8 protein-coding genes are annotated in these 10,859 nt (G+C 41.7%); 2 read left to right on the forward strand and 6 right to left on the reverse strand.

Going from position 1 to position 10,859, the window contains the following annotated elements; translation table 11 throughout:
• Window positions 1-336: 336 nt before the first annotated feature.
• Window positions 337-1,971: a mechanosensitive ion channel domain-containing protein gene (locus H6G26_RS34010; RefSeq protein WP_190735469.1), complete on the reverse strand. Its 1,635-nt coding sequence runs from the start codon at window positions 1,969-1,971 to the stop codon at window positions 337-339.
• A gap of 278 nt (window positions 1,972-2,249) precedes the next feature.
• On the opposite strand from H6G26_RS34010, the gene xylB reads away from it, so the two are divergent.
• On the forward strand, window positions 2,250-3,716 hold the full coding sequence (gene xylB / locus H6G26_RS34015) for a xylulokinase (RefSeq protein WP_190735471.1): 1,467 nt from the start codon (window positions 2,250-2,252) through the stop codon (window positions 3,714-3,716).
• 197 nt (window positions 3,717-3,913) lie between these two features.
• Here xylB and H6G26_RS34020 read toward each other — a convergent pair whose 3' ends face one another.
• The 3 genes from H6G26_RS34020 to H6G26_RS34030 form a co-directional block, all read right to left on the reverse strand.
• Window positions 3,914-4,879: an acetamidase/formamidase family protein gene (locus H6G26_RS34020; RefSeq protein ID WP_190735473.1), complete on the reverse strand. Its 966-nt coding sequence runs from the start codon at window positions 4,877-4,879 to the stop codon at window positions 3,914-3,916.
• 135 nt (window positions 4,880-5,014) lie between these two features.
• Window positions 5,015-5,353: a type II toxin-antitoxin system PemK/MazF family toxin gene (locus tag H6G26_RS34025; RefSeq protein WP_190735475.1), complete on the reverse strand. Its 339-nt coding sequence runs from the start codon at window positions 5,351-5,353 to the stop codon at window positions 5,015-5,017.
• On the reverse strand, window positions 5,346-6,563 hold the full coding sequence (locus H6G26_RS34030; protein WP_190735477.1) for a tetratricopeptide repeat protein: 1,218 nt from the start codon (window positions 6,561-6,563) through the stop codon (window positions 5,346-5,348). The genes H6G26_RS34025 and H6G26_RS34030 overlap by 8 nt, the downstream gene beginning before the upstream one ends.
• Window positions 6,564-6,932: 369 nt before the next feature.
• Here H6G26_RS34030 and H6G26_RS34035 point away from each other — a divergent pair, with 369 nt between their 5' ends.
• The gene (locus H6G26_RS34035; protein WP_190735480.1) at window positions 6,933-8,165 is read left to right on the forward strand and encodes a DUF4336 domain-containing protein; all 1,233 of its coding nucleotides are present in this window, start codon (window positions 6,933-6,935) and stop codon (window positions 8,163-8,165) included.
• Window positions 8,166-8,610: 445 nt separating this feature from the next.
• Here H6G26_RS34035 and H6G26_RS41930 read toward each other — a convergent pair whose 3' ends face one another.
• Entirely contained in the window at window positions 8,611-9,003 is a 393-nt protein-coding gene (locus H6G26_RS41930) for an FAD-dependent oxidoreductase (RefSeq protein WP_199327209.1), read from the reverse strand.
• A gap of 148 nt (window positions 9,004-9,151) precedes the next feature.
• Window positions 9,152-10,486: a 50S ribosome-binding GTPase gene (locus tag H6G26_RS34045; protein WP_190735487.1), complete on the reverse strand. Its 1,335-nt coding sequence runs from the start codon at window positions 10,484-10,486 to the stop codon at window positions 9,152-9,154.
• Window positions 10,487-10,859 lie beyond the last annotated feature (373 nt).

The following is a 10,859-nucleotide window of genomic DNA, read 5'->3' on the forward strand; positions in this document are numbered from 1 at the left end:
TTTGATTTATTTTGTTTATCATTCACTCAATTTCTACAATTATTTATGTCATTTTGAAATCTTTCTTAGTTTTTATTAGTAAATAAGATGCGTTCGCCCTGTTCTGCAAGAGGTCTATTATTCTTACTCACAACGAAGGTTAAGAACCAACGAAAAAATTAGGATTTCGCGTTTGATTATTTTTTAAGCCCCAAAGCGATGCCTGCGGCGGGCTATGCCAACGCCTAAAATTTTCGCAATAAGCAAGAGTTAATGAAACTATTTTTAGCTCTATTGAGAATAGACGTTGCTTATTGATATGATGCGGCCGCCCTGAGGGGGATACTGATTCCGAATTTACTTTTGATTTTGACTTGGATTGATTGGATCTATGCGTTTTTGATGATTTGATAATCGTTCAAACATTTGCATTAAGGCTAACTGCATTTCTGGCGTAAATTCCAACGTGCCAGAACGCATATGTAAATCTAACTGAGCGAAAGGAATTTCAATTTGTCTTTGCTGTAATATTTCGTATATATTGTAGTATAAATCACTTTTGAGCAAGAATTGTTTATTAGGTTCCGCAGTCCATACCAATAACTCAAAATTTAAGGTATTGTTACCAAACTCTTTAAACAGTACTAAAGGAGAAGGAGCCTGCAATACATTGGGATGCTTAGAGGCTGCTTCTAACAAAGCAGCTTGCACGACTTTGGGATCTGAACTATAAGCAACGCCAACGGGGAGATGAAGGCGAGAAATCGGGTTACGATGGCTCCAGTTGATTACTTCTTTTTCCAAGAAGCGAGAGTTGGGTACAATGATTGAAACGTGGTCAAGAGTCCGAATCTCGGTACTTCTGCCACCTATTCGCTCGACAGTACCTGTATATTCCCCAACTTCCACAAAATCTCCAATCTGAATCGGACGCTCAAATACTAGTACTAAACCACTGCCAAAATTCTTAGCAATATCCTGTAAGCCAAAGCCAATTCCAACACTTAAAGCACTTGCTAAAATTGTCAAAGAGCTAATGTCAAGCCCCCAAATTTGTAGCAGTACTAGTGTGCCAATAAAAATTAGACCATATTTGAAAAGTATTACTATCGCTTCTTGAGCGCCACGATTGATCCCAGTAAAAGATAGAATGCGAGAACGTAAAAAATTGGTTAAAGTTCCAGCAAAGATAACTAAGCTAAACAACAAACCAATTAAAATTATTAATTCAGTAAGAGAGTAAGGATTCTTGCCTAATGTCAGAATAGGTGAGGTGAAACTGCTGCTCAGGATATTTGAAATTTGGTAGCTCCATTGACGAGTGAAAGGAAAGAGATTAGTGATATAAAGAATCGCACTTATCCAAAGTGCAATACGCATACTCGCCAACACTAATTTGAAAAATAACTCCAATAATTTTAGTAGTTCCAAATTTGGTATCTCATTGTTAGGAGTAGTTAAGCGTTGTGATGCTACTCGGAAAAAGTGATGCTTAATCCATCCTAATAGCCAACTGAATGCGGCAGTTATGAGTAAAATTGCTACTGCTACAAAAGTTGTTTGTTGGAGATAGGTTCTAGTTCGCTCTAAGCGAGCTTGCTGTAACGCTTTTTCAATTTGCTGCCCCCAAATCCTTGCCTGCTCATCAACTGTGCTACCTGGAACAGTATCTTGTTCTGTAACTGTTAACAAATAGCGGTCATTTAGCAAAATAGTAGGTAGCTGGTTACGTTTTTCAATTTTAACTTGAACAGATTCAGAAGTTTGAATCGCATTTTCTAGTTGTAAATTGATTAAAATTGTCCGTTCTTTAGCACTATACTGGCCAGAATCGCTGATCTGAAAAAGCTGTTGCCCATCCAAGATAACTGGAGCTTTGGTTAATGCTTGAGCAATGACAGGAGTTAACCAGATAAAGAAAATAAAAGTTAGTACTGCGATGAGAATATTGAAATATTTTAATTGCAGTTGCAAACGACGAGAATAAAGCATTTGGATTCTAACAAGATAATTTGAGCCAAGCTAATTAATATTAACTAGATTTTGTCACAACCGATTGTTTACCATAAAATAAAATCAATAGAGATAATTTAATTTAGAGTTACATAACTGTTAATGAACGACAAACCAAAGAAGCATTTATGCATTGTTGCAGTGCCACAGACAACCGATGCTTTTGATGCAGAGTTTGTAATTGTTGCGATCGCTTAATCTGACTGAGATTTTTGGCGATTTATCGCAGTATAGAGCGTATAACTTGGGAGGGGCAATTGACTGACATTGTAGTTGGCTTAGACTTGGGTACAGGAGGAGTACGAGCGATCGCAGTTGACCTGCAAGGGCAAATTATCGCTCAGGCAACCAGAAGCTATCCCTTGTTAACTCCACAACCTGGTTGGACGGAACAAAATTCATCGGATTGGGTCGAAGCAAGTTTGGATGCTCTGTTCGATGTTACTCAACAACTAAACGGACATCAGCCGATTGCCCTCGGTTTGTCTGGACAAATGCATGGCATGGTTCCTCTCGATGTAGAGGGGAGAGCAATTAGAGCAGCAATTTTGTGGAACGACCAGCGCACGGGTAAAGCTGTTGCTGAGATTGAAGCCACCATTCCTCGTCAGGAATTAATTCAGCGCACTGGAAATCCGGCAATTACTGGCTTTCAACTGCCGAAGCTCATCTGGTTGCGGACTGAAGAACCAGAAGCATACACTCGGTTGTGGCAGATTCTTTTGCCAAAAGATTATCTGGGATATGTGCTAACCGGCGAACCAGTTACAGAACCATCTGATGCGTCTGGTGTCGGGTGTCTGAATCTAGCGAATCGGCAATGGGATACAGATATTCTCCATGCTCTCAATATTAATCCAGCGTTGTTTCCCCCAGTCATCAAATCTACGGCGATCGCCGGACGGCTAAAATCAGAAATAGCCGCCCGTGTGGGATTACCCGTTGGATTACCTGTGGTTGCAGGTGGAGGTGACAATGCCGCAGCAGCAATCGGTTTGGGCATCTCATCAAGCAACCTGAACCGGGGTAGTTTGAGTATTGGCACATCAGGAGTTATTTTTGCACCGTGCGAGCGCCCAATTCCCGATCCAGAAGGTCGGGTACATTTGTTCTGTCATGTAGATGGTGGCTATCATCTGCTAGGAGTGACCCTAGCAGCAGGTGGTTCTGTGCGTTGGTATCGAGATACATTTGCACCGCAGATATCCTACACCGATCTGATGGATATGGCAGAGCGATCGCAGCCTGGTGCGCGTGGTGTTCTATTTCTACCCCACCTTTCAGGAGAACGCAGTCCTCACCTCGATCCAGATACTCGCGGTGCTTTAGTGAATTTGTCATTAGCTCATACGCCAGCAGATATAATTCGTGCTGTTCTCGAAGGAGTTGCATTCAGCTTGCGTTCAGCCTTGGAAGTTATTAGCGCGATCGCTCCTGTGGATCAACTTTTGGCAACGGGTGGAGGGGCACGCTCTAATATTTGGTTACGAATTTTAGCAGATGTTTTGCAAACAGAACTTATTGCTCCCAAAGCCGAAGAAGGAGCCGCTTACGGAGCAGCTATTTTAGCAATGGTAGGGGTTGGTGCATACCCGAACTTAGAAACTGCACTCAATATCTTCGCGCAAGATAGTATTGTGGTACAACCGCAGGCAAATGTTTTGTATGAAGTAGGGTTTAAGCGCTACAAGCTACTTTACGATACCTTGAAAGCTGTTCGTTAACAGAACGTTTGGCTACCGCCTTGCAAACTACTCCTGAACTTTGGTTAAATCTACAACAAAAATATGATCTTTGGTGCGCTGCTAATGAATCAGAGTCTTGGAAAGATATAGCACCTATAAATTTACAAGCTTCCTGATCAACAAGATTTCGGACTTCTTAAATCAATCGCGAATCTGAGCCTGTCAGTTTTCACAAATTATAACTTGATATTTTTAGACAAAATTGATTTAGGTAGCATTCCATGCACACCTTTGTGGGGACTGTTCACAACTTGAGTAATATGAAAATTCACAGCTAAACTACACAATACATAAGCATTTTCTGGCGATAAATTTGCAAAGTGTTCCAGAAAATCAATCATATTTTTTAAAGCCAGTTCTAAGGCTTCATCTAAGGTTGGAGCAAACCCCATTGTAATGATATGAGTTGGAGTTTCGGCAATTGGTGTTGTTAGTTGTAAATCCTTGCGAAGTTTGAGGGTAATTCTACCGTTCATAGAAGTTTCAATCGCGGTGACATTTACTTCACCATCTCCCTGCGCGGAATGCCCATCACCAATAGAAAATAATGCGCCTGGTACGAAAATCGGCAAAAATAAACGAGAACCAGCTTGTAATTCTCGATTGTCGATATTACCACCGTAAGAACCTGGCGGGACAGAAGTTCGAGAAGTTTCTGGAGTAGCGACACCAAGAATCCCAAAAAACGGTTTGAGGGGAATTTTTATGCCAGTACCCGCCGGAAATTCAGCGATATTGTTTACTAAATCTAGAGGAATGAATCTCAACGCAGGTTGAGGAAACTGATGTGGTAAAGCTCCCCAACCTGTACGAATGGCATTGAAACCGATGGGTAAACGAGGTGCGATCGCATCTAATTGTACTTCTAAAACATCCCCTGGTTCTGCATCGCGCACATAAATCGGCCCTGTGAGTAAATGCGGCCCCCCAGCAATTTTGCGTTCTGCTACAAGATTTTGGCAGATGTCAAGAAATTCTGGTGTGACAAATTCAGGTGGTGCTTTGTCATAAACGTAGTAACCAGTATAAGTTTCCACATCAACCGTATCACCTGAATTAATAGTAAGTGCTGGTTCTAGCAGATGGGAGAAACCACCCAAATGCACGGTTTCTTTAGTAGCTTTTAAAATATAGTGAGTCATCGCTGTTGTATTTTTAGTTGCGTGCAATAGTAAGAGCAAGTCACATGGGCAGGTTAAAAGACTTGAGCAAACTGGCGTACCCTTGGTAAGGGTACAGCAATATTCCTAATGCGTGTTGCATCAAAGACAGAAACGCTATGTTAATAGCTTGCACAGCATTTTAGCAATTAAATCTTGCATATCCGATGACAATGTACCCAGTTCACGCTTAATCAGCGATTTACGAACTGTCATCAAATGATCCAGCCTAATAGTCGATGGTTTATTTAACCCACTGGCAGCAAAATCAGGATGATTGGTATCCAATACAATGTCAGTTTCCATTAAATCAGATGGAATCTTACTAGTGATGAAAGCAAGGATAACATGTTTGTAAGATCCCACTGGATTAGTCAAGCAAATGGCTGGACGCAATTTAGTAGCTGATAAATCATCGAATGGGAAAGGTACGAGAACAATTTTACCCTTAGTCATTGAATGGCTTCCCATCGGCTAAGGTGTAAATATCTTCTTCACGATCTTTTAGAAAATCAAAGACTGGATTACTCGCTGCTGCTTTAAGCCATTCTTGTTCATCTATTTCTTCTTTATCTTCCCAATCATTTTTTGTCTGAATCAAAGCCTGAAACCGCTCACTTTCCCGAACTAGATCAAAATCTGAGTCATTTATTGCCATATTTAAATATTGGACATTACTCAGATTAATTGCTTTTTGCAAATTATCAATTGCTGGTTCGATATCTCTCTGCAACGCATAACAAGATGCCTTATTATAAAAAGCATCTGCATAATCAGGTTTTAATTCTAAAGCTTTGTCAAAGCTAGCAATAGCCTCTTCAAGATGTCTCAGCTTCAACAACATATAGCCTTGGCTATACCAGTCTCCGTAGTCATCAGACTTAATTGTAATAGCCTTGTTAAAACTGGCAATTGCTTCTGGAAGACGTTCTAACTTTCTCAGTGTGATACCTCTATACTTCCAAGCTTCGTACCAATCCGGTTTCAATTCTAAGGCTTTATCAAAGCTAATGATTGCTTCTTGCAAGCGTTTTAATTGCCCAAGTGTAATACCTCGACAATACCAGCCTTTATAAATATTGGGGTTCAATTTTATACTTTTATCAAAACTATTCTTTGCTTCTTCAAATTGTCCCAAGTCATAGAGTACAATACCCAAATTGTACCAACTCCAGTAATCGTTAAATTTGAGTCGAATGGCTTTGTTAAAACTAGCAACAGCATCTTCTAAACGCCCTAAGTCATACAGCGTAATCCCTCGGTTAAACCATGCTTCGTATTTGTTGGGTCTAATCTCCAAAGCTTTATCATAACTGGCAAGTGCCTCTTCTGGCTGTTCCAAACATCCTACTATAATGCCCCGGTTGAACCAGGCTTCATACAAATCTGGTTTAATTGCCAGAGCTTTGTCTAAGTTAGCGATCGCTTCTTCTAAGCTACCTAAATTTACCAGCGCAATACTCCGGTTGTACCAGGCTTCGTACAAATCTGGTTTAATTTCCAGTATTTTGTCTAAGTTAGCAACTATATCTTCATCAATAACTTCTAAGTTCACTAGCACTGTTTTCCTTTTGTAGGAGCCTGCTAAAAAGTCAAGATTGATGTCTAAGAGCTTTTTGTAACCAGTGTTTGCTTGGCTTGGGCGTTCTAAAAGGAGGCTATCCATTATGCGTATCTATTCCATTCAAGTTTGACAAATTAGTCATGTGGGTGTTAATGCGATCGCACTCTTACTCAGATTTTAGCTTCTCCTCTTCTACCTTCTCTTAATAATTAATTATTTTCGTCCTCAATTATTAATAGCTAAAATAGGTTTCAAGTTAAAATACCATCAAAAATTTAGCGAATTGGTATAAGTGGGACTTTTAAATGGACCAATGAAGACCGTTAATAGGGGTGGACATCTGTGCGCCCGAAGTGCGCGTATCAACAGTTTTGTTAAAAGCTAGGTTATTATCTCAACAATTTGCTAAACTCCAACTTTGGGGGTAGCAAATAAGAACAATTTGAGCAGGGAATTTGGAGGGGTTGCAGAGTGGCTGATGATGAACGCATAGTCAATGCACAACAGATAAATCCAAAAGACTTTTCGTGGGGATTATGGCCTGTTGTGCCACTCTACCCTTATGGCAGGCGCCAGACAATCCGTAAAGAAGTGGTCAAAGACACAATCTGGAATTTTGACCAGATTCAGGGCATTTTCTACGTTGTTGTACCGATTCGTATGACTGTTGTTAAGCTGGAAGCCGGGGGTCTTCTCATCTATGCGCCTGTTGCACCAACCCCAGAGTGTATCCGGCTTGTGAATGAGTTGGTGGCGGAACACGGTAATGTTAAGTACATTATCCTGCCAACTATCTCCGGTATAGAACATAAAGTATTCGTCGGCCCCTTTGCTAGATACTTTCCGGTTGCACAGGTGTTTGTGGCTCCCCATCAGTGGAGTTTCCCGCTAAATCTCCCACTTAGCTGGCTTGGCTTACCTCCAAAACGAACTCAAGTACTCCCAGAAGATAGTAGCAAAACTCCTTTTGCTGACGAGTTTGATTATGCAATGCTGGGGCCCATCGAGCTTGGACCTGGCCGGTTTGCAGAAGTTGCTTTTTTCCACAAGCGATCCCATACTCTTTTAGTAACAGATTCTGTACTTTCTATCCCAGAAGATCCACCTGCGATCGCACTTTTAGATCCATATCCCTTACTATTCCATGCCAAGGATGATGCTACTGATATTGTTGCAGACATTCAAGTAAATCGCCGTAAGGGTTGGCAGCGCATCTCTTTGTTTGCTTTGTACTTTCAACCAAATGCACTAAATATCCGCCAATGGAGTCAGGTATTGCAAGATGCCTTGAAAGCACCAGAACGCTCAAAGAAAGCTTATTTTGGATTGTATCCTTTTAAATGGCATCCAGATTGGCAGCGATCGTTTGATGCTTTGCGAGGTGATGGGCGTTTGTTTGTCGCGCCAATTTTACAGACGCTGATTCTCAACCGCGCACCGAAAGAAACCATCGACTGGGCTGATAAGGTTGCAAGTTGGGACTTCGAGTGGATTATTCCTTGCCACTTTGATTCACCGATTAAAGCTGAACCAAATCAGTTTCGCCAAGCTTTCTCTTTTTTAGAAAAGCAGCCTGCTGTTAGTGGGGGTTTGTTCAGCAGTAGCAGCTATCCTTTGCCAGAGGTGGATTTTAAACTACTTAAAGAAATCGATACAGGTTTAAACAAGTTTGGGATTGTGCCAGCAGCAAAGGAGAAAGTTTAGGGCGTGAGTTTGATGGCTGGAGTTTAGTGGATTATGAACTTGCATTTCAGCACAACAAATGAAAATTCGTGAAGAAAGGCAGTCTCGATGACACAAGTTTCGTCGAGACTGGCTTTTGCCTTCTTTAATTTCAGTAAGGGAACTCCAAAAAATAAATTATCCAAATTTCTGGATTTTACTACGACTTTCTCTCCCCCTGCTCCCTGCTCCCTGCCCCCTGCCTCTATAACGATGGTATATTTTTTTATTTGGAAGTCCCTAATGCCTATATGAGGTGTCACCTTTTCATCAAAGGAACGGTAGAGCCAGCAAAGTGAATTTCTTTAGCAGCCTTAAGTCCAGATTCTAATGCTCCTTGAAGCCAGCCTCTCGTTTTGGAAGTATGTTCTCCAGCGAAATAAATCTTTCCTTCTGACTTCCCTAATTCTGGAAATAGTTTCTTTTCCTATTCATCTGTTGGATAGGCCCAGCCTCCTTTTGACCAGATATCTTTTGTCCATGAATAAAACTGCGATTGGACAGAGTAATTATTTACCCCAGGCAAAAACTTTTCCCAATGCTGGAGTAATTTTTTCTGTTGAGCTTCGCCCTCAAAAGCATCCATCTCAAGAGCTTTTTTTCCTTTGAGATAGGCATGAAGAATACCTGTCTTTCCAGGTTTATCCCAAGTAGTATGCCACAGTTCTTCATCCTCGAAAAATCCCCAGCCATTTAAGTTATCCTTTTCCCAGAAGCGATTAGGAAATTTCACAAAGCCAAGTACTTGATCGTAGGTGATAGTCGCGGCGATCGCGAGAGTACTCCGCAATAAAAACTGACGGCGATTTAGGTTGGGCATAGAGGCGGAACTAGTGATTGGGGAAGGACAGCAATTTAGGGTATTCTTATTTCTTCGGCTAAATAAAGCTACAAATGTACAGGCTAGAATTCCAGACTGAATATAGCAGTGTTAATAGATTTACGATAGGAGTTCGCTTAAGCAAGTCTTAACGTTTGATCCCCTTAAACCGTTCTTGCGCCGCCTGAAATGCTTCTTGCATCACCAACTGAATTCTTTGAGGATCGGGTTTCTTACCTCCCATTAAATCACCAAAGTAAACACAGGCTGCTTCCCCTAGTGCCCAGGTGTAGGCAGCTGCCCAAGAGGCTGCGATCGCACTACCAAAACCTGGTATAAATTTAATTAACTCCCGGGCAATTGCCTGTGCTAAAAAACCACCTGCGATCGCACTCACAACGCCTCCCGCCTGAGATGGAGTAACTGTTTGCCCATATAATTTACTCAACAGCCCCACCATTGACACTTGCAAGGCAGTGAGTACTGGCATTGTCGCAAATGGCAGAGGTACAGCCGCAAGAGTAGCAGACATAATTGAAAATGGCAAAATATAACGGCGTGCAGCATCTCGATAAAGATTACCAAGCTGCTTTCCAGCTTCTTCCTGATCTAATAGTTGATAAATCGCCTGCGCTTCTGCTTCTGGGAGTAGTTCTGCTAAGGAATCTCGCAGTGCTTCTAAGCCATAAAATACCGGATTATAACCATCTTCTTCTAGGGTAAAGTCAATGAGTACAGAGCGGTCAGTTATTCCTGCAAAGGCTTGTTGGATTGCGGCAAACGCGCGGTTGACTTCCTGATAATCTGGTGGATAGGCGGGATGATCGACGGTATCAAGAGGATAAATCTCATGCAAGCAAGTAACTACTAGCAAACAGGGAATATTTGGATACTGCTGGCGCAACTTTTGAGCAATTTGTCGTAGCGTGTCAGTTGCAAAATCATTGATTTTGAAGGTGAGAAGGAGGATTCTAGCAGAACGAGTCTCTTTTTTTAAATCGCCAACTAACTCCTGAATGATTAATTGAGTATCTTGTTTAACATCACCCAACCCCACTGTATCAGTAAAAATCAGCAACGGCAGGTCATTGGAAGGATAAGCATAGCGCTCTGTATGTTGGGTGTGAGGACGAAATCCCTGACCAACAATTTCGGCAGAAACTCCCGTTAATCCCCGGACAATTGAACTTTTTCCAGCTTGGGGTTTACCAATCAGCAGTGCTTCAGTAGTTGGCAGTTCGGCTCGAACTTTCTCTAAAATCTCTGCAACCTGAGTTTCGCTCACACTAAACCATCCAACAAGCGTCTGTGCCACTTGTTCTACGGGTAGAAGTTGCGTTAGATGTGTTGTTGCTTTATTCCAGACACCACCAATCCGGTTTGTCCAGGAATTATCGACCGACTTGGTAGTTGCTCCCTTGGTCGGTTCACTAAATTGCTGAGAATCAGTTGACGGTGAGTCAGCATCACGTTGCTCAGTCATTTCTATCCAAACGTAGAAGACCCTTTTACTCATCTTATAGCGGTTCTCAAAAGGATAACCAGTATCCTTAGTAGTGTATGAAGGGCGATCGCATTTTGGAAGTAGCGGTGTCTCATCTCACACTCCTAAACAAACCGTCGCCGTAGAAAAACCTAGCAAGGCAAATTTATTGTATTGGCTGACAATGCGATTGTATCGACCGACAATGCCATTGTTTCGGCTTACAATGTTAATACGAAACTAAAGTTATGGACAACTGACGGAAGATTACCTATAGAACCCATTTGACATCTAAGAAGGTACTGCAAGCCTCTTAATCATTAGCCTGATGAAGCAGAGATTGAGTTTGGCAGTGGCATTAACCAGGGTTCGT

Origin of the sequence: Nostoc sp. FACHB-888, from assembly GCF_014696655.1 — a bacterium.
In the GTDB taxonomy this organism is placed as follows: Bacteria; Cyanobacteriota; Cyanobacteriia; order Cyanobacteriales; family Nostocaceae; genus Nostoc.

What these genes read in the sequence shown, in the direction of transcription:
- H6G26_RS34010 (WP_190735469.1), bottom strand. Translation starts at nt 1,971, where the DNA reads ATGCTTTATTCTCGTCGTTTGCAACTGCAATTAAAATATTTCAATATT.
- H6G26_RS34020 (WP_190735473.1), bottom strand. Translation starts at nt 4,879, where the DNA reads ATGACTCACTATATTTTAAAAGCTACTAAAGAAACCGTGCATTTGGGT.
- H6G26_RS34025 (WP_190735475.1), bottom strand. Translation starts at nt 5,353, where the DNA reads ATGACTAAGGGTAAAATTGTTCTCGTACCTTTCCCATTCGATGATTTA.
- H6G26_RS34030 (WP_190735477.1), bottom strand. Translation starts at nt 6,563, where the DNA reads ATGGATAGCCTCCTTTTAGAACGCCCAAGCCAAGCAAACACTGGTTAC.
- H6G26_RS41930 (WP_199327209.1), bottom strand. Translation starts at nt 9,003, where the DNA reads ATGCCCAACCTAAATCGCCGTCAGTTTTTATTGCGGAGTACTCTCGCG.
- H6G26_RS34045 (WP_190735487.1), bottom strand. Translation starts at nt 10,486, where the DNA reads ATGACTGAGCAACGTGATGCTGACTCACCGTCAACTGATTCTCAGCAA.